At 58.0% G+C, this 18,442-nt stretch carries 14 protein-coding genes; 11 read left to right on the top strand and 3 right to left on the bottom strand.

Annotated features, from left to right (window positions below; genetic code table 11):
* Nucleotides 1-12: 12 nt before the first annotated feature.
* Complete coding sequence (locus tag J2D75_RS10780; RefSeq protein ID WP_207854832.1) at nt 13-1,104, bottom strand: multidrug resistance efflux transporter family protein; 1,092 nt, start codon at nt 1,102-1,104, stop codon at nt 13-15.
* A 163-nt stretch (nt 1,105-1,267) separates the two neighbouring features.
* Between J2D75_RS10780 and J2D75_RS10775 the strand changes: the two genes are divergently transcribed.
* Entirely contained in the window at nt 1,268-1,732 is a 465-nt protein-coding gene (locus J2D75_RS10775; RefSeq protein ID WP_207854831.1) for an Lrp/AsnC family transcriptional regulator, read from the top strand.
* A 306-nt stretch (nt 1,733-2,038) separates the two neighbouring features.
* On the top strand, nt 2,039-4,303 hold the full coding sequence (locus J2D75_RS10770; protein WP_207854830.1) for a TonB-dependent receptor: 2,265 nt from the start codon (nt 2,039-2,041) through the stop codon (nt 4,301-4,303).
* A 39-nt stretch (nt 4,304-4,342) separates the two neighbouring features.
* On the opposite strand, the gene J2D75_RS10765 is transcribed toward J2D75_RS10770, so the two are convergent.
* Complete coding sequence (locus J2D75_RS10765) at nt 4,343-5,254, bottom strand: LysR family transcriptional regulator (protein WP_207854829.1); 912 nt, start codon at nt 5,252-5,254, stop codon at nt 4,343-4,345.
* Nucleotides 5,255-5,507: 253 nt separating this feature from the next.
* Between J2D75_RS10765 and J2D75_RS10760 the strand changes: the two genes are divergently transcribed.
* The 9 genes from J2D75_RS10760 (at nt 5,508) to J2D75_RS10720 (ending at nt 17,000) form a co-directional block, all read left to right on the top strand.
* A complete protein-coding gene (locus J2D75_RS10760) occupies nt 5,508-5,987 on the top strand; it encodes a lipocalin-like domain-containing protein (RefSeq protein WP_243428693.1) in 480 nt (159 codons plus the stop codon).
* A gap of 444 nt (nt 5,988-6,431) precedes the next feature.
* On the top strand, nt 6,432-7,391 hold the full coding sequence (locus tag J2D75_RS10755; protein ID WP_207854827.1) for an ABC transporter permease: 960 nt from the start codon (nt 6,432-6,434) through the stop codon (nt 7,389-7,391).
* Complete coding sequence (locus J2D75_RS10750; RefSeq protein ID WP_207854826.1) at nt 7,391-8,302, top strand: ABC transporter ATP-binding protein; 912 nt, start codon at nt 7,391-7,393, stop codon at nt 8,300-8,302. The genes J2D75_RS10755 and J2D75_RS10750 overlap by 1 nt, the downstream gene beginning before the upstream one ends.
* 15 nt (nt 8,303-8,317) lie before the next feature.
* Complete coding sequence (locus J2D75_RS10745; protein ID WP_207854825.1) at nt 8,318-8,797, top strand: CopG family ribbon-helix-helix protein; 480 nt, start codon at nt 8,318-8,320, stop codon at nt 8,795-8,797.
* Between the two features lie 71 nt (nt 8,798-8,868).
* A complete protein-coding gene (locus tag J2D75_RS10740; RefSeq protein ID WP_207854824.1) occupies nt 8,869-9,672 on the top strand; it encodes an urea amidolyase associated protein UAAP1 in 804 nt (267 codons plus the stop codon).
* Between the two features lie 20 nt (nt 9,673-9,692).
* Nucleotides 9,693-10,322, top strand: coding sequence for an urea amidolyase associated protein UAAP2 (locus J2D75_RS10735; RefSeq protein WP_207854823.1), 630 nt, complete (start codon nt 9,693-9,695; stop codon nt 10,320-10,322).
* A 45-nt stretch (nt 10,323-10,367) separates the two neighbouring features.
* Nucleotides 10,368-13,907 (top strand): 5-oxoprolinase/urea amidolyase family protein, encoded by a 3,540-nt coding sequence (locus J2D75_RS10730; RefSeq protein WP_207854822.1) that lies wholly within the window; start codon nt 10,368-10,370, stop codon nt 13,905-13,907.
* 62 nt (nt 13,908-13,969) lie between these two features.
* On the top strand, nt 13,970-15,781 hold the full coding sequence (gene atzF / locus J2D75_RS10725; protein WP_207854821.1) for an allophanate hydrolase: 1,812 nt from the start codon (nt 13,970-13,972) through the stop codon (nt 15,779-15,781).
* A 250-nt stretch (nt 15,782-16,031) separates the two neighbouring features.
* Nucleotides 16,032-17,000 carry an ABC transporter substrate-binding protein gene (locus tag J2D75_RS10720; protein ID WP_243428700.1) on the top strand — a complete coding sequence of 323 codons (969 nt, stop codon included), beginning with the start codon at nt 16,032-16,034 and terminating at the stop codon, nt 16,998-17,000.
* 72 nt (nt 17,001-17,072) lie between these two features.
* On the opposite strand, the gene J2D75_RS10715 is transcribed toward J2D75_RS10720, so the two are convergent.
* Entirely contained in the window at nt 17,073-18,422 is a 1,350-nt protein-coding gene (locus tag J2D75_RS10715) for a PQQ-dependent sugar dehydrogenase (protein ID WP_456304231.1), read from the bottom strand.
* Between the last annotated feature and the right edge of the window lie 20 nt (nt 18,423-18,442).

The raw sequence follows: 18,442 nt of genomic DNA, 5'->3' as shown, positions 1-18,442 counted from the left end.
ATTTTTCTCCTTCTAGTGCGGAGTGGGGGTGTTATCGCCCCCGCTATCCTGTTCGATCTCCTGTGCGGCAGTTTCCTCGCTCAGGGCAAAGCCGGCCAGCCCGCCCATGACAGCCGCCAACCCGGCATAGTCTGCAAGGCCGAGAGAGAGGTGTCCGGTCAGCAGGCTTTCTCCCAGCAGGGTAAAAGCGACTTCTCCAGCCTGCGTCGCATCAACAGCAGCGATCAGGTAGGGGTTTGAGGATGTATTGCGTGCATGAATAAACAGCGGTGTGGCGAGGCAGCCTGCCACCAGAGCGATCATGCCGGTGGTGGCAATCTGCTCCATGTCGGGTGCAGGGGGGTGCATGATCAGTGTCAGACCAATGAGAAATGGCAGAGCACCCAGTGTCATCAGTAGCACGGCGGCCAGTGGGTCTTGCAGGGGGCTGTAGAGTGGCGCCGTGTTATGGCGCAGGCGGTTGAGCAACTGATTGCCTACGGGATAGCAGAACGCTGCAACACTCAGTGGAATGACCCCGGCCAGCACCTGCTCCAGCGGCACGCCGCCCATCAGGCGGTTGATGTTCAGGCCGATGATTCCGGTAAAGATCAGCCCCAGAAAAACAAGGCCGCGCAGGGGCACTTTCTCTCCAAAGGCCCGCAGCACAAGCGGGGTGGCGATAATGGTACCCTGCCATGTAGCCGCCACAATCCAGCCCGGTGCGTGGTTCGCGGCAAAACAACAGCACGCATAGAACACGCCATAGCCAACGCCACCGGCCCCCAGCCAGAACCCAATCCGGCGCAGAAACAGCCTGCCCAGCTTGCCCAGATAGGTTGGGCCTTTTGTCAGCAGCAGCCAGAGCGTTAGCAGCAGGGCGGTTTCAATATAACGCAGGGTGGCGCTCCACACCCATGGCCCGCCGTGCAGGCTCATGGCGCGGTTCAGCACAAAGGTTGTGGAAAACAGCGCCGATGCCACCAACCCCTGGCAGATCAGATGGGGCGCACGCGCAGTGCCGTGTGTGGTGGTCTGTGCGGCATTGCTGCCTGTCGGTCTTGTAACGGACTGTCTTGTGTGAGAGGGAGAAACCGGATGACCGGAAGCAGGGAAATCTGGCATGTTTATACAGGTGGCTTCTGTAGTGGAAAACAGATAGAACTATACTGATAATGTATTGGAACGTGCTTTCGTTTTTTGTTGAAGTTTAAGTGTATTCATCGAAAGTTTTAAAAAAGTTCGGAATGATCGTGCGGATTTATATGGAAATGCGGAAGATTTGATCATGGCGGATGTGCTGGACAGAACCGACCGGAAGATTCTTCGCCTTTTGCAGGGCAACGGGCGTATTTCCAATGCGGACCTGGCTGAGGAGGTCAATATCAGCCCGGCTACGTGCCATCGCCGTCTGCAGCGTCTGTTTGACGAAGGCTACGTCACGAACGTGCGTGGCATGATCAATGCTGAAAAAATTGATCTAGGTACGCTGGTGCTGGTGGGAGTCGTGCTCGACCGTTCAACACCGGACAGCTTTGCGGAGTTCGAGGCTGCGGTCAGCCAGATTTCTTCCATTCTGGACTGCTATCTGGTGGCGGGGGATTTTGATTATTTCCTCAAGATTCGGGTGCGTGACATGGCGGATTTCAACCGCCTGCATGCGACCAAGCTCATTACCCTGCCGTCTGTCCGGCAAACACGCACCTTTTTCACCTTGAAAACCGTGGCGGACACGCGCGTCCTCGATTTTTAACGTTTCAACCCTAGCCTTCGCCTGTTGATGTGGGGGCCGGATCAGGGTTTATGGCCCACGGGATAATGTTTCTGGCGGGCAGTCTTGCGCAGATTTCAATCGGCCTTGCCGTTTGGTTTCTGCGTTTTTTATCATCCTATTAGGCTTATTATATGGGTATGGCAGCGTGCAGGCGCATGCTGTGCATGCGGCTGTTGTGCGGGCTGGCCTGAGCGGGTGCGGCACAGGCACTATGCGCCAAATAATATTGACAATCATTCTTAACTAATAGAAGGGTCACAAAATTTTTCATCGTGAGTCTGCATCATGAGCTTCCGTGCCCTTTGCCTGAACACGCTCTGTGTCTCTGCTTTACTGTCCGGGGTTGCGCCTACCCGGCTTCTTGCCCTTTCTGCTGCTCATGCGCAGGATCGTGCATCGTCGCCTGCTGTGGCGGCGCCGGATGCGGCCAAGTCCAAACAGGCGAAGGGGCAGGCTGCGCAGGCCTCTTCACCGGCTCAGGCTGTTAGCCAACCAAAGCAAGAGGATCTGGTGGTTACGGCTTCGCGCAATAACCGCATGTATGTTTCCAGTGGTGGCGATCTTGGTGCGCTGGGGCATAAGAAAGGGCTGGACGTGCCCTTTAATATCCGCAGCTATAATGAAAGCATGATTCTCAATCAGCAGTCCCAGACGCTGGGAGATGTGCTGCTGAATGACCCGACTGTCAGAACAACCACGGGTTACGGTAATTATGCCCAGCTTTTCCAAATTCGTGGCTTTACCCTGTATGGGGATGATATCGCCATTGATGGCCTGTACGGCGTAACGCCCCGCCAGCTTGTTTCGCCCCAGCTTTATGAATCAGTGCAGGTGCTCAACGGAGCCAGCGCGTTTCTGAACGGGGCGGCGCCCGGTGGCTCTGCTATTGGTGGTAATGTTAATCTTGTGCCCAAGCGGGCCGGGGCAAAGGACATAACCCGTGTTACGGGCGATTATACCAGTAGTGCCCAGGGTGGTGGCGCGGTTGACATCAGCCGCAGGTTCGGGCGCGATCGGGCTTATGGCTTTCGCTTCAATGCGGCGGGTATGGATGGCTCAACCCCGATTGATGGCGAACGCCGTGCCGATATCGCGCTGGGTGGTGCGTTTGACTGGCATAATGACGATACCCGTATCAACATGAACATGAACTACCAGAAACAGCAGGTTTTTGGTGGGCGCAGTGCCATTGTCGTATCTGGCCTGACAGCTGACATGCCGGCACCTTCGCTCATGTCACCTTCAAAAAACTGGGGACAGCGCTGGGCCTATTCGGATCTTTCCTACCTGTTCGGCACGATGGGTATCGAGCATGATTTTGGAAAGCATGTGACGGTTTATGGAAAATTCGGTGCCCAGAGCGGTAACGAAATGGGTAATTATGCCACAACCCTTCTCTCCAATTCACGCACAGGTGCGGGGGATGTCGGAGCGATGGCCACCGCTTATAACGTCATGAACGAATCCACTCAGGCGGGTGTGCGAGCCCACGTGACCACGGGTTTCATCAAGCATGAAATCAATGCCGGGGGTTCGGCCATCTGGGAAGAATCTGACAGCGCTTTTGCAATGAGTACACGAAGTGCATCCGGTAATCTGTATAATCCAATCCAGTTTAGCCCCAATGAAGACTATGCCCTTGGTAATATGAATGATCCGGGCCGGGTTTCATGGAACAAGCTGTACAGTCTGTTCCTGTCAGATACGATGACCTTCTGGCATGATCGCATTTCTTTGACCGGCGGTTTCCGGTATCAGAACATTCTCTCCAATTCTTATGGGTATGGTAGTGGAGAGCTGCAATCTACTTACAATTCAGACGCATTTTCTCCAGTTATTGGTCTGGTTATCCATCCGGTCAAACATGTTGCCCTGTATTTCAATCGTATTCAGGGGCTCTCTGCGGGGACAGTCGTTGGCGCGAGCTATGTGAATGCCGGGCAGGTGTTTGCGCCGTATCAGAGCACGCAGTACGAGGTAGGGGCCAAATACGATATTGGCCGTTTCTCTGCCGGGGTTGCGTTCTATCAGACCGCCATGCCCTCGGGCATGGTTGAGGCTTACGGTAATACCGGCCAAACGATCTATACCCAGAACGGACAGCAGAGAAACCGGGGTATGGAACTGACGTTTAATGGCGAAATCATACACGGTCTGCGCTTTAACGGTGGCTTGACCCTGATTGATGCCAAGCAGGTCAGTGGTGATACGAATGCGCATAACGGCAAAACCATTGTAGGGGTGCCTAACTATACCATTAACGGTAATCTTGAATACGACATGCCGTTTCTTAAGGGGCTGACTTTGATAGGGCGTGTCATCAGCACGGGCAAGCAGCAGTTTAACGTCTCTAACAGCGCGCACCTGCCTGCATGGTCACGGTTTGATCTGGGTGCGCGGTATACATTTCTTGTGCATGGCAAGGCGCTTACTACGCGCTTCGAGGTGGATAACGTTGGCAACCAGCGTTACTGGGCTTCCGTTTATCAGAGCAACTTGACCATGGGTGATCCCGAAACCTTTAAATTTTCGGTCACCGCTGATCTTTAAGGCCCATGGCCCGGCATGCTGTTTATTGCCGGGCCTGTTTCAGAACCCGCCTGAGCCATGCAGGAATTCGCGCAGGGCATGCAGGAATGTACGCACATTGGCGCTGGCATTGTGGCGGGGCGGCATGACAGCGTAAAGATCTGTTTTTTCTCCGTATAAATCGGGGAATATACGGATAAGCTTGCCACTTTCTATATCCTGAGACACATCGCATAGCAGTTTGTAGGCAATGCCCTGACCGGCCAGCGCCCAGTCATGAATGATTTCGCAACTGGTGGTGGACAGGCGGGACGGCACGGTGATGACATCGCGTTTCTCGTCATCGCCGATAGCCCAGCGGTTCAGCACGGTCATGGTTTTGTGGCGGCGCAGGCACAGACAGTCATGCTTGACCAGCTCCTGCGGCGTGCGCGGGAGTGTCGCGCGGGCAATATAGGCGGGCGATGCACAGAGCACGCGCCGGGTGGTGGCCAGCAGGGTTACGGTGGCCCCTTGTGTATCGGGCATGCCCAACCGCAGGATAACATCCAGGCAGTCGCTGAAATCGTGCAGGCCTTCGCCTGCCAGCGCCAGACTGATTTTGAGTTTGGGATAGCGTTCACTAAAGCGGGCGATAAAAGGGGCAATCTGCCTGCGGCCAAGCTCGACCGGGGCGCCAATACTGAGTGTTCCCTGCGGAACAGTATTTGCGATGGACAGATCGTTCTGAAGCTGATCAATATCAGCAATGATCTGCACGCCGCGTTCATACAGGACCCGGCCTGTCTCGCTGGGGCGGAAATGGCGTGTGGTGCGTACGATCAGGCTGGCGCCCAGACGTTCTTCCATGCGGGAGAGACGGCGCGAGACTACGGCTGGTGATGTGCCCATGCTTCGGGCCGTGGCGGAAATACTGCCTGCCTCGACCAGCACCGTAAAAAAGCGCAGGTCACTGATCTCGTCGTAAGCCATGAAATGCTCCATCTTTGCATCTTACGCAAAAGCGTTTTTCCGGTTTTGTGGCTACCGGTGCCATGCGTGTTCAAGACATAGTGAGCCAGCGCAAAGGCCATTCTGTGGCGCGCCCGTGTTCTGATGTTTCAACAACGATAGCGATGAAACACAGGCAAGGGAACGCGGCGGATAGCTGAACGCTAAGGCGAATAGAGCAGATAAGAACGATGCCGCCACATGTATGTCGGCACAGCACGTCCGCGGAGAGATCATGTCAAACCATAGTCAGACCATTACGCCCTCGACCAGTGCCCCCCTGACCGGTGCCGCGCTCAAAGCTGCCCTGGTGGGAACATGGGAACTCGTCTCCTATAAAGTGGAGGAGGAGGAAAGCGGCGCACTGATCGACGCGATGGGGGACCACCCGCGCGGTCGTGTGATCTTTACACCGGACGACTGGGTGGCTTTTAACCTTGAAGGCACGGGCCGCACGCCCGCCAGAACCGATGCGGATCGCGCTCGGCTGATGCAGACACTGGTGGCCTATATCGGGCGCTATCATATTGAAGACAACCAGTGGATCACGCAGGTGGAAACCGCATGGGCGCCCGAATGGGTGGGCACCCAGCAGCGGCGCACCGTGACCGTAAGCGGTAATACGGCCGATGTGATCACCCCTTGGCGGCTTATGCCCAACTGGGGTGGTGGCCAGATGTCGCGCAGCATCATCCGCTTCCGCCGGGCGCGTTAAAAAACGCACAAGCCGGGCGATCCCCGGCTCCCTGTTTGCAGACACCCCTTCCGACTGGATTCGGAAGGGGTGTTTTTGTTTGCAATCCGGCCCGGTGTGATCCGGGCAGGGTATCAGCAGGGTGTTTTGGGGGCGCGACATTTCCTTGTTTTTCAAGAAAATCAGGCGTGAGGGACGGTGCTAAGGGGGGTGTGGGGCGGGATTTTATTCTCTATTCAGAACGTTTTTTGTGGAAATTGGATGCCATTCTGGGCTAATGAGTAATACGATTTGTTGACACGGTATTACTAATTGAGCATATCCTTGGTGGCGCCAAGGCGAAAAGCAGGGGGTTGAAAGGGCCATCTGCTAGAGAAATTTCGCTCTTGGATTGCGCCGGGGAATGACATTGCGCCGCTGGGCCTGCTGGCACAGACGGTAGCGGACAGGACGGGAGAGCGGGCGATGTCACGCATGTCCGGATGGGCACTATACGGAAAGGTCGGCCGCAAAAGCCGCGTGGTGCTGGGTGGGCTTTCCATCCTGCTGCCGCTGCTGCTCTGGAGTGCGGTCAGTTATGTGCCGTTCATCTGGCACCCTCAGGTGCTGGTGACAGATCCTGGTGGCGAGGACTATCTGGAAGAGGGCATGCGCATGAAGCGTGCCGATTTCGAGCGCGCCGTGCAGGAAATGCACGCGGCTGGCCAGAAAGCCCCTGAAGGGGTGGCGGTCAATCCGGTATATCTGCCTTCACCCGGCGGTGTGTTTTCCGCTTTTGTGCAGGCTTTTGTTCAGCCTGATTCCCGTGGGCCGGAAAAATCCATCCTTCAGGCGTTCTGGCACAGTATCCAGATCATTTTCTGGGGTTTTGTCATTTCTTCGGTTATCGGGGTGCCGCTGGGTGTTCTGTGTGGGGCGCTGCCTGCCCTTTCGCGGCTGGTGGAACCCTCGGTGGACTTCCTGCGCTATCTGCCCGCACCGGCTTTTGGCGCCTTGATGGTGGCCATTCTGGGTATTTACGATGCACCCAAGATCGCCATTATCGTTATCGGTACGCTGTTTCAGCAGATTCTGGTTATTTCCAACACCACCCGCAAGCTCGACTTTGGTCTGATGGAAGCGGCCCGCACACTGGGCGCACGGGGCAAGCGGCTTATGTTCAGCGTGGTGGTGCCCGGTATTCTGCCCGATCTCTACCGCGACCAGCGTATTCTGCTGGGTTGGGCATGGACCTATCTGATCGTGGCGGAACTGATCGGCACCTCCTCGGGTATTACGTGGTTCATAACCCAGCAGGCGCGCTATCAGCACTTTGCCAATGTTTACGCCGCCATGGCGCTGATCGGGATCGTTGGTCTGGGTACGGATATGCTGCTCGGCTTTGCCGCGCGCTTTCTGTTCCGCTGGAAGCAGGAGACTGAGTGATGAGTGCAGGCAACGGTACGACAGTCGACTATCGCGTGCTGCCTTCTGATGTGGCGGAGCGTATGGCCCGCATCAAGGATCGCGATGTGGTGCTGCGGGTCGAAAATCTGGGCAAGATTTTTGCACAGCGCGGCCGCGAAACAGTTGCGCTGGAAGACATCAACATGAATGTCCACCGCCGCGAGTTTGTGTGTGTGGTTGGGCCTTCGGGTTGCGGTAAATCCACGCTGGTACGCATTCTGGCCGGGCTGGAGCAGGCGTCTTCGGGGCGGATTCTGGTGGATGACAAGCCGGTGGATGGCCCCGGCCCCGACCGGGGTATGGTTTTCCAGAAATACACGCTCTTTCCGTGGCGCACCGTGTGCCAGAACGTTATGTTCGGGCTGGAAATGGCCGGAATCAGCAAGGATGAAAGCCGACGGCAGGCCATGCAGTGGCTTCAGGCCATCGGGCTGGAGCGCTTTGCGGAATCCCTGCCGCACCAGCTTTCCGGCGGCATGCAGCAGCGCGTAGCCATTGCCCGTGCGCTGGCGGCCCAGCCGCGCGTGCTGTTGATGGATGAGCCCTTCAGCGCCCTCGATGCCCAGACCCGCGTGCGGATGCAGACCCACCTGATGGAGATCTGGCGCAAGATCGACATCACCATCGTGTTCATTACTCATGATCTCGATGAGGCCATTTATCTGGCAGACCGGATCTTGGTGCTCAAGGCGCATCCGGGCCGGGTGGAAGAAGTGATAGAAGTGCCGCTATCGCGCCCACGGCGGGCAGAACAGATGACCAGTGCTGAATTTCAGGCGACCAAGGCTCATCTGGAATCCCTCATTCACACACCAGCAGAAGAAACCCCCGACGAGTTTGAAGGAACGGAAGTGCCGCTTCTCACACTTGTTACGGATGTGGTGGAATAAAAGGGAGCAAGGCAGATGGCCCGCAAAAAAGCAGAAGAGCAGGTCAGCCGTATCAGTGTCTCGCTTCCGCCGCATATCCTGCGCGAACTGGATGGCATGGTGGCGGACAAGGGGTATGTCAGCCGTTCGCAGGCCATCCAGCATATTCTGCACGAAGCCCTGACAGATTGCCGTCAGGAAGATGATGAAGAAATCATGGCTGGTGTAATCGTGCTGTTTTACAACAACTCGACCACAGGCCTGCAGCAGAAGCTGGCCGATATGCAGTACGAGAATCTGGCCGAGGTCATAAGCTCCCTGCATGTCAACCTGATCCGGCGCCAGACGCTCGAAGTCATGCTGGTGCAGGGGCGAGTAGCCAAGCTGCGTGAAATTGCAAACAGGTTTTCAACTCTTCCGGGTGTCATATCCGGCCGTATGCACCTGATTGCTTCTCTTATTCCCCCATTGCACGAGGTCGGACGCGAAGCCTTGGTCGATGTGGGGACTGTATAAGTTCATGGTGGTGCCGTGGTGCAAAACCCGTTGTGGGCACGGCATTCTTTTCGGATAAAAAGGACAGAACCATGCAGATTGATCAGCAAAGTCCGGAATGGTACCGGGCCCGGTACAACCAGCTGCGTGACCGCGCTCTGGGTGAGGAACGTGCAGAGCGTTCCGGGCAGGGTTTTATCGCCATGGAAGACGCCGCTGTCCTGCACCGCGAAACCGTGCCGGGTGGTTGGTACTGGAGCACGTTCGTGCCGCGTGGTCAGGCGCTGCGTCTGATCAACACGGCGGGCAACAAGGGCGTGTCCGTCATGCTGTGGAATGCCGATGACCTGAGCGAACGTTTTAATGCAGGCGATACGCTCAAACTCCAGTGGACAACCCGGCTGAGCACGGGGCGTGTGCTGTTTTCGGATATGGGGCGTGTTCTGGCCTCCATTATTAACGATACCTGTGGCACGTCCGATACCATCATGGGGGGCAGCACGCCGTCTTCCAATGCACGTAATTTCGGTAATGCCGCCCTGCGCAATACCAGCAACAATATGCGTCTGATTGCAGGCAAGCATGGGCTGGATGTGCGCGATGTCCCTGCCTGTATCTCGTTCTTTTCGCATGTCAGCGTCGGGGCGGATGGTGGGCTGTCCTGGGTGGATGGCAGCGTACAACCCGGTGGTGTTGTGGATCTGCGCGCGGAAATGAACCTTCTGGTCGGTATTTCCAACTGCCCGCACCCCTTCAGCCCGGATACCAGCTTCGCACCCGGCCCCATTGATGTGGTGCGCTGGCAGGCTCCCGCTCCGGCGGCGGATGATCTGTGCCGCACGTTCTGTGAAGAAGCACAGCGCGGCTTCGAGAATACCGATCCCCTTTTCGCCTGATAACCGAAAGGCACGAAATCATGAGCACTGTTTCTTCTTCTGTCGTGCTGGATCAGCTTGTGCCTGCACGGGCTCCCTGGTCTGCGGTGGTGAAAAAGGGCCAGACCCTGCGCATCATTGATCTTGAAAGCCAGCAGGCTGTAGATGCGCTTTTTTATAATGCCCATACCTATTCCGAACGCTATAGCGCGCAGGAAACGCTGATCAGTCAGGGCTCTGCTTATATCGGCAAGGGCACCAAGCTCTATTCTAACGAAGGCCGTGTGCTGATGACGCTGGTAGAAGATACCTGCGGGCGGCACGATACGCTGGCGGGTGCCTGTAGCTGCGAGTCCAACACCGTGCGCTTCGGTCATGAAACCAAATACATGCACGCCTGCCGTGAAAATTTCCTGATTGAAGTGGGAAAATACGGCATGAGCAAGCGTGATATTGTCAGCAACGTCAATTTTTTCATGAACGTGCCTGTTCTGGAAAACGGCGAACTGGTGATTGACGATGGCCTGTCCGACCCCGGTGGGTATGTCGATCTGCTGGCTGAAATGGACACACTGGTGGTGCTGTCCAACTGCCCGCAGGTTAACAACCCCTGTAACGGCTTTGTACCCACGCCTATCCGCGTGATCATCAGCGACGCCGTTCCGGCCTGAAACTGCCGGGGTTCCGGCGTGTAAAGTTTGTTGGAAAGACCAGACATGTTCACGAAAGTTCTGATTGCAAACCGTGGTGAAACCGTCCGGCGTATCGGTCGTACCCTGCGCCGTATGGAAATCGGCTCGGTTGCTGTCTGCTCCGAAGCGGATCGTTTCGCCCCGCCCGTTCTTGAGGCAGATGAAGCCGTACTGATCGGGCCTGCGGCGGTTGCTCAGAGCTATCTGAACATGGATGCCATTTTGCAGGCCTGCCGCGATACCGGCGCGCAGGCTGTGCATCCGGGTTATGGTTTTTTGAGCGAACGCGCCGAGTTTGCCGAACGTCTTGCGGCTGAGGGTATCCGTTTTATTGGCCCACGGCCCGAACATATGCGGGCTTTTGGTCTGAAGCATACCGCTCGTGCTCTGGCGCAGGAAAACGGTGTGCCGCTGTTGCCGGGTACGGATATCCTGTCCACGGCGGATGATGCCGCGCGCGAGGCCGAACGGATCGGCTACCCGGTCATGCTCAAAAGCACGGCCGGTGGTGGCGGTATCGGTATGCAGGTCTGTCAGGACGAAGCCGCCCTGCGTGCCTGTTTTGAGGCGGTGTCGCGCCTGGGTGGGAACAATTTTGGCGATGCCCGCGTCTTTTTGGAAAAATTCATTGCCAGTGCGCGTCATATCGAAGTGCAGATTTTTGGTGATGGCCGTGGCGGTATCCTGACACTGGGTGAGCGCGACTGCTCCTTGCAGCGCCGCAACCAGAAGGTCATTGAAGAAACGCCGGGCCCGGGGCTGGATGATGCCACGCGGCAGGCTTTGCGGCGCGCGGCAAAAGCCCTGTGTAGCGCTGTGCAGTACGAATCAGCCGGAACGGTGGAGTTTATTTACGATACCCAGACCAGTCGTTTCTATTTCCTTGAGGTCAATACCCGCCTGCAGGTGGAGCATTGCGTTACGGAAGAAACGTTCGGTGTGGATCTGGTGGAATGGATGATCCGCCAGGCGGATGGTTCTTTCACCCTGCCTGAACAGGATAGCCTTTCCCCCGTGGGTGCGGCTGTGGAAGCGCGTATCTATGCGGAAAACCCTGCGGAAAACTTCCGTCCTTCCACGGGGCGGCTGACGCAGGTTTCTTTCCCTGCCGGGGTGCGGGTAGATGGCTGGGTTGAAACCGGCACGGAAATTACGCCGCATTACGATCCCATGCTGGCCAAGGTGATCGCCACCGGGGCTGATCGTGCGGAGGCGCTGCGCAACCTGCATAATGCGCTGTGCGCGACACGGCTGGATGGGTTGGAAAGCAATCTCGATTACCTGCGTGCCATTACCGCACATCCGCAGGTTATTGCGGGAGATGTTACAACCGGCTTCCTCAATGTTTTTCCCTATACGCCCAGCACTATGGAAGTGCTGGCGCCGGGCCTGCAATCGACCGTGCAGGACTGGCCGGGCCGCGTGGGGTACTGGGATGTGGGCGTGCCGCCCAATGGCCCGATGGATGACCGTAATTTTCGCTTCGCAAACCGGATTGTAGGGAACGAACAGGGTGTACCCGCTCTGGAACTGACGGTTTCCGGCCCGGTACTGCGCTTTAACGCCCCCGCCACCATTGCGCTTACAGGCGCATTCATGCCCGCGACACTGGATGGCGAGAGCGTGCCATACTGGCAGCCTGTGCCGGTAAAGGCCGGGCAGGTACTGGCTCTGGGGCAGATCAAGGGTGCCGGACACCGTACCTATCTGGCGGTTGCCGGGGGGCTTGATGCGCCGCAGTATCTGGGCTCAAGCTCCACCTTCATGCTGGGGCAGTTTGGCGGGCATGCCACAGGGCAGTTGCGTACGGGCGATGTGCTGCGTTTCCATGCCACCACGGCACAGGGGCAGGGCGAGCAGGTGCCGGAAAGCGAACGCCCGGTTCTGACCAGCGAGTGGGAAATCGGCGTGCTGTACGGCCCGCATGGTGCGCCGGAATTTTTCCAGCCTGACGATATTGCCGACCTCTTTTCCAGCACATACGAGGTGCATTTCAATAGTGCGCGTACCGGTGTGCGCCTGATCGGCCCCAAGCCGCGCTGGGCGCGGACAGATGGGGGCGAGGCCGGGCTGCACCCCTCTAATATTCATGACAATGCTTACGCGATTGGCGCCATCGACTTTACCGGCGACATGCCCATTCTACTCGGGCCGGACGGGCCGAGCCTCGGCGGGTTTGTCTGCCCGGCTGTGGTGGTGCGCGATGAGCTGTGGAAGCTGGGGCAGCTTCACCCCGGTGACAAGGTGCGTTTTTATCGGGTAACGCCCCCCACACTGTCGCTGCCGTTCCTGTCCGCGCCGGTCGGGGGGGATGACCCCGTGCTCCATCGTTCCGAAGGCAAGGTGCCGGTGGTGTACCGTCGTGCGGGTGAGCAATATCTGCTGTTGGAGTTTGGCGAGCCGGTGCTCGACATTCCCCTGCGCCTGCGTGTGCAGCTTATGCTTGAAGCCCTGCGGGCAAAGAACGTGCAGGGGATTGTTGATCTGACGCCGGGCATCCGCTCCCTGCAGGTGCATTACAATCCTGATGTGCTGCCCCTGCCTGTGCTGATGACCCTCCTGCACGAAATCGAACAGGCGCTGCCCGAGAATGATGATGATATCGAGGTGCCCAGCCGTATCGTAACCCTGCCGCTGTCATGGGATGATGAACAGGCGCGGCTGGCCATGCAGCGGTATCAGGAACTGGTGCGACCCAATGCGCCGTGGTGCCCCTCTAATATCGAATTTATCCGTCGTATCAACGGCCTTTCCTCGATTGAGGATGTGAAGGACATCATCTTCAACGCCTCATATCTGGTGATGGGTCTGGGCGATGTCTATCTGGGTGCGCCGGTGGCAACGCCGGTTGACCCCCGGCACCGGCTGGTGACAACCAAATACAACCCGGCCCGCACATGGACACCCGATAACGTGGTGGGCATTGGCGGTAGCTATATGTGCATTTACGGTATGGAAGGGCCGGGCGGTTATCAGCTCTTTGGCCGCACCATACAGGTATGGAACACATGGCGTAGCACGGATGCGTTTGAACCGGGCCGTCCGTGGCTGCTGCGCTTCTTTGACCAGATCCGCTTCTACCCCGTCTCTCATGATGAACTGATGGAAGCACGTGCGGCCTTCCCGCATGGACGGTTCCCTGTGCAGATCGAGGAGACGACCTTCAGCCTGAAGGAATATCGCGCATTCCTGAGCGAGCATGAGGAGGAAATCCGTATCGCCAAGGATCGCCAGCAGGCGGCCTATGAGGCAGAGCGGCAGGACTGGATCGTCAAGGGTCTGGACACGTTTGAAGAAGAAGCCTCCACCCCGCAGGCAGAAGAAAGCGCTCTGCCCGAAGGCCACGCCGCTGTGGACAGCCCCGTGCCGGGTAGTGTGTGGCAAATCCCCGTGGCCGTGGGCGACCGGGTGGCTGTGGGCGATGCGGTTGTCATCATTGAATCCATGAAGACGGAAATGAAAGTGGTTTCTCCCGTCGCGGGTGAGGTGGTGGAAATCCTGTGCCGCAAGGGCCGCGAAGTGCGCGGGGGTGAGCGCGTTATGGTGATCCGCACCGAAAACTAGAAAAAATCCGTGGCGTGGCTTGCCGCCGCGCCACGGTGGACAGGGAATCAGGAGAGGGCATCATGACTTTGCCAGCCATGCTACAGATTGATGAAATCCTTGCCGCGTACCGGTCTGGCATGCTGCGCCCGACCGCACTGGTAACAGAGGTGCTGGAGCGGGTGGACGCCTATGCCCTCAAGGACCCCGCCGTATGGATTGCCCGCGCAGAGCGTGACACCCTGCTGGCCCGGGCTGCATTTCTTGAAACCCAGCCGGTGGACAGTCTGCCGCTTTATGGCATTCCCTTTGCGGTCAAGGACAATATCGACGTGGCGGGCTACCCCACCACGGCGGCCTGTCCCGATTTTGCCTATGTGCCGCAGGCCAGTGCCGAAGTTGTTGCCCGGCTTGAGGCTGCTGGTGCCATCATGATTGGCAAAACCAATCTCGATCAGTTCGCGACCGGGCTTGTGGGTACGCGCTCTCCCTATGGTCAGCCGCATTGCGTGTTTGACGACCGCTATGTGTCGGGTGGTTCGAGTTCGGGTTCGGGTGTTGCGGTTGCGGCGGGCCTTGTCTCGTTCTCGCTGGGAACCGATACGGCGGGTTCGGGCCGGGTGCCTGCGGCCATTAACAACATTGTCGGGCTTAAACCCACACGCGGCGCACTGAGCACGACCGGCGTGGTACCGGCCTGTCTTTCGCTGGATTGTGTGTCCATTTTCGCAACCAGCGTTGCAGATGCGCTGAAAGTCGAAACGCAGGCGGCTGCGTGGGATAGTGCCGCACCGTATTCGCGCCCCATGCAACACCATGCCCTGCCGCAGCAGACATTTCGCTTTGGCGTGCTGGCGCATAAAGATCGCTTTTTCGATGGCGATACCCAGAACGCAGATCTGTATGAGCAGGCGATCAGCCGGTGCGAGGCGCTGGGCGGTGTTGCTGTGGAACTGGATTACACGCCCCTGCGCGAGACGGCGGAACTGCTATACGGCGGCGCCTTTGTGGTGGAGCGTCTGGCTGCCATAGAGCCGTTCTTTACCGCGCATGAAGCGGCAATGGACCCAACCGTGGCCGGTATCATCGGCTCGGCCCGGAACTATAGTGCCGCAGATGTCTTCCGTGCGGCGTATCGCCAGCATGAACTGCGGCAGGTGGCGGCGCAGATGTGGCAGCAGTTCGATGTCATGCTGCTGCCCACCATGCCAAGAATTGTCAGCCGTGCGGAAGTGGCCGCACAGCCGGTGGCAGCCAATAGCCTGCACGGGGTGTACACCAATTTCGTCAACCTGCTGGATATGTCGGCCTGTGCGGTGCCTGCGGCTTTTCGCGATGATGGCCTGCCTTTTGGCGTAACCTTTGTGGCCCCTGCTTTTGCTGATCATGATCTGGGCCTGCTGGCCGGGCGCTTCCATGCCGCCAGCCAGACCGGGGCCGGTCTGGCGCGTGTGGCTGTTGGTGCGGCGGATGAGGCGGCGCGCCCGGCAGCGGAAGGCACGCTGCGTCTTGCGGTTGTAGGCGCACATCTTAAAGGCCTGCCGCTGCATTATCAGCTTGAGCAGGAAAATGCCGTGCTGGTGCGTACCACCCGCACGGCTACGGATTACCGGCTATTTGCTCTGCCTGCTTCCACGCCGCCCAAGCCGGGCCTGTTCCGACAGCCCGGATTTGAGGGGCCGGGGCTGGAAGTGGAAATTTACGAACTGTCTGCGGCCGGGTTCGGGCGTTTTGTGGCCTCGGTGCCGCAACCTATGGCTATCGGGCGCATTTCCCTTGCGGATGGGCAGGAAGTGGACAGCTTTCTGTGCGCCGAGGCATTCGCCAGCAAAGGGCAGGACATTACGGCGCTGGGTGGCTGGAAAGCTTACCTGCAAACCAGGCAGGCTGGATAAGGCTGCACGGATGAGTTGACCCCTGGTGGCAGGGAAAATGCGGCCTGCATGCAGGCGGTGCTTTCCCTGCCGGGGCGAAGTGTTCCATGATGGTGTCAGGCCACTATGGAGGATGGTTTTCCCCCAACAGGTTCGTAAAGCCTGTAGTGGGGAAAGGTTTGTCTATATTGTTCCTTTTACGGAACAACATTGAAGGAGAGTCATGCAGATGAAGACCAAGACCGTAGGATCCAGGTTTCGCAACTTTCTCATGACCTGCTGCCTTGTCGCGGTAGGTGGCGTGGCGGGCAGTCTGGCACAGGCCGAGGCCGCGCCGCTCCAGGTTGGCTACAGCGACTGGCCGGGCTGGGTGGCCTGGCAGGTTGCACTGGATAAGGGATGGTTCAAGGAAGCGGGCGTGGATGTCTCCTTCCAGTGGTTCGATTATTCCGCATCACTCGATGCTTTCGCCTCCGGCAAGCTCGATGCCGTAACCGCGACCAATGGTGATGTGCTGGTAACCGGCTCCGGTGGCCATAAGGGTGTGATCGTGCTGGTAGGCGATTACTCGAACGGCAATGACATGATCATTGGCGCACCGGGTGTAACCAGCGTGAAAGACCTTAAAGGCAAGAAAGTTGGTGTTGAACGCGGGCTGGTGGATCACCTGCTGCTGCTCAATGCCCTGCAGGCCGCAGGCATGAAGGAAACCGACATTACGCTGGTTGATACCAAAACCAACGAAACGCCGCAGGTTCTGGCTTCGGGCGATGTGTCGGGCATTGGCGCATGGCAGCCCAGTGCCGGACAGGCTCTGCGGCAGGTGCCGGGTTCGCGGCCCATCTACACCTCGCATGATGCACCGGGCCTGATTTACGATGTGCTGGCGGTTGATCCGGCAAGCCTCAAGGCTCACCCGGAGGAATGGAAAAAGGTTGTGGGCGTGTGGAAGCGCGTGGTGGCCTTTATCGAAGACCCCAAGACCCAGCCTGAAGCGCTGGATATCATGTCCCGTCGTGTGGGGCTTGAACCCGCTGGCTACAAGAAGCTGCTCAAGGGCACGCATCTGCTCACGCTGGAAGACAACCAGAAGGTTTATGAGCGTAACGACACGCTGGCCTCCATTTATGGTTCGACCCAGAATGCCGATAACTTCAATGTAAAATACGAAGTTTACAAAACCCCTCAGAATATCGACACTTATATCGATGCGGCCATTATTCACGAACTGGCCAAATAAGCCTTCTCTTTCAGGCTGTGTGAGAAGGGGCGGGGTTCCATGAACCCCGCCCTTTTCTGTTAGGGCAAGCGCTCAGGGAGCAGCCCTGACCTGCCACACCACGCCCCCCACATCATCTGCGACAAGGAGCGCGCCCGCGCCATCCACTGTCAGGCCTACGGGGCGACCGTGTGCGTGGGTATCATCCGCGCTAAGAAAGCCACCCAGCACCTGCGTTGGCAGAGAAACCGGCTGGCCATTGGCAAAGGGAATATAAAGCACCTGATACCCGCTTTTGGGGCGTCGGTTCCACGAGCCATGCTGGGCAACGAACAGGCCATGCCGCCATGTTTCGGGGAGTGCTGTGGCATTGGCGGAAAAAGCCAGACCGAGGGACGCCGTGTGCGAGCCAAGAGCGTAGTCAGGCACGATGGCGCTGGCGACGAGGTCTGGCCGTTGCGGCTGCACGCGCGTATCCACATGCTGGCCATAATAGCTGTAGGGCCAGCCATAAAACCCACCGGGACGGACAGAGGTAATGTAGTCGGGCACAAGATCGCTACCGATTTCATCACGCTCGTTGACCGCAACCCAGAGTGCACCTGTCTGGGGTTCCCATCCCAGACCGTTGGGGTTGCGCAGGCCGGTAGCGTAAGGGGTCAGTTTGCCGGTTGCCAGTTCCAGTTGCATGATCCGGGCACGGCCTTCTTCAGCCTCCATGCCATGTTCGGCCACGTTGCTGTTGGAGCCGACCGTGACATAAAGAAACTGCCCATCCGGGCTGGCCAGCAGGTTTTTAGTCCAGTGATGGTTATAACCCGAAGGCAGGTCGGCTACTTTGGTGCCAGCATCATGGATAAAAAGCGCTCCAGATGTGTAGGGAAACGCCATAATGGCATCGGCATTGGCAACGTAGAGTGTCTGCCCGACCAGCGCCATGCCAAGGGGAGAGTGCAGGTGTTCAAGAAACACCGTGCGCGTATCCGCTACACCATCGCCGTCCGTATCGCGTAGCAGCATGATCCGGTCCGGGCTTTTTTCGCCAGCACCGGCCCAGCCCATGACAAAACGGGCTGCCCTGTTCTTGATTGTATCAATATCCGTTCCGGGCGAATTGGTTTCCGCCACCAGAATATCGCCATTGGGCAGGGTGTACAGCCAGCGCGGGTGATCCAGACCCGTGGCAAAAGCATGAACCGCCAGCCCTCGGGCGGGTTGTGGTGTCTGCTCTTTTGCCCAGCCGACAGGCGTTGCAACATTGATTGTTGGCACCAGCGTAGGGTTGGGGGATGGAAGCGTGGGGGTGGGGCCAAAGCTGCTGGCCAGAGGCAGGCGGGCCTGCTCTGGGCGGGCGACGACTTTCCAGCCAATAAGTGCTGCGGCACCGATCAGGGCGCTTGTGATCATCAGAGTGGCCAGTCTTGTGCGGGGTCTGGTGACCATCGCTTTCTCCTGTGGTTTTG

This window comes from Acetobacter suratthaniensis (assembly GCF_017377745.1).
GTDB classification, from domain to species: Bacteria; Pseudomonadota; Alphaproteobacteria; order Acetobacterales; family Acetobacteraceae; genus Acetobacter; species Acetobacter suratthaniensis.
This window is presented reverse-complemented; position numbering and strand designations above follow the sequence as displayed.

Excerpts from the sequence above, each read along its gene's own strand:
- atzF (WP_207854821.1), top strand. The coding sequence starts at position 13,970 with ATGACTTTGCCAGCCATGCTACAGATTGATGAAATCCTTGCCGCGTAC.
- J2D75_RS10730 (WP_207854822.1), top strand. The coding sequence starts at position 10,368 with ATGTTCACGAAAGTTCTGATTGCAAACCGTGGTGAAACCGTCCGGCGT.
- J2D75_RS10745 (WP_207854825.1), top strand. The coding sequence starts at position 8,318 with ATGGCCCGCAAAAAAGCAGAAGAGCAGGTCAGCCGTATCAGTGTCTCG.
- J2D75_RS10750 (WP_207854826.1), top strand. The coding sequence starts at position 7,391 with ATGAGTGCAGGCAACGGTACGACAGTCGACTATCGCGTGCTGCCTTCT.
- J2D75_RS10770 (WP_207854830.1), top strand. The coding sequence starts at position 2,039 with ATGAGCTTCCGTGCCCTTTGCCTGAACACGCTCTGTGTCTCTGCTTTA.
- J2D75_RS10780 (WP_207854832.1), bottom strand. The coding sequence starts at position 1,104 with ATGCCAGATTTCCCTGCTTCCGGTCATCCGGTTTCTCCCTCTCACACA.
- J2D75_RS10740 (WP_207854824.1), top strand. The coding sequence starts at position 8,869 with ATGCAGATTGATCAGCAAAGTCCGGAATGGTACCGGGCCCGGTACAAC.
- J2D75_RS10775 (WP_207854831.1), top strand. The coding sequence starts at position 1,268 with ATGGCGGATGTGCTGGACAGAACCGACCGGAAGATTCTTCGCCTTTTG.
- J2D75_RS10735 (WP_207854823.1), top strand. The coding sequence starts at position 9,693 with ATGAGCACTGTTTCTTCTTCTGTCGTGCTGGATCAGCTTGTGCCTGCA.
- J2D75_RS10755 (WP_207854827.1), top strand. The coding sequence starts at position 6,432 with ATGTCACGCATGTCCGGATGGGCACTATACGGAAAGGTCGGCCGCAAA.
- J2D75_RS10715 (WP_456304231.1), bottom strand. The coding sequence starts at position 18,422 with ATGGTCACCAGACCCCGCACAAGACTGGCCACTCTGATGATCACAAGC.
- J2D75_RS10720 (WP_243428700.1), top strand. The coding sequence starts at position 16,032 with ATGACCTGCTGCCTTGTCGCGGTAGGTGGCGTGGCGGGCAGTCTGGCA.
- J2D75_RS10765 (WP_207854829.1), bottom strand. The coding sequence starts at position 5,254 with ATGGCTTACGACGAGATCAGTGACCTGCGCTTTTTTACGGTGCTGGTC.
- J2D75_RS10760 (WP_243428693.1), top strand. The coding sequence starts at position 5,508 with ATGTCAAACCATAGTCAGACCATTACGCCCTCGACCAGTGCCCCCCTG.